Origin of the sequence: Bacteroides caecigallinarum, assembly GCF_021531075.1 — a bacterium.
GTDB lineage: Bacteria > Bacteroidota > Bacteroidia > Bacteroidales > Bacteroidaceae > Phocaeicola > Phocaeicola caecigallinarum_B.
Genome location: NZ_JADYTJ010000170.1, coordinates 1 through 262 on the forward strand (window position 1 = coordinate 1; position 262 = coordinate 262).

At 48.5% G+C, this 262-nt stretch carries 1 rRNA gene; it reads left to right on the forward strand.

The features are described 5' to 3' along the window. Positions 1–262 (forward strand): 23S ribosomal RNA (locus I6E11_RS14935); the annotation flags it as partial.

Here is a 262-nt window from a genome sequence, read left to right on the forward strand (position 1 = left end):
TGCTAAGACAGCTAGGATGTTGGCTTGGAAGCAGCCATTCATTTAAAGAGTGCGTAACAGCTCACTAGTCGAGGAATTTGGCGTGGATAATAATCGGGTATCAAGTTGTCTGCCGAAGCTATGGAATCAATTATGATTGGTAGGGGAGCATTCCATTCGGCGTCGAAGGCGTGGCGCGAGCCACTCTGGAGCGTATGGAAAAGCAAATGTAGGTATAAGTAACGATAAAGGGGGTGGGAAACCCCCTCGCCGAAAGACTAAG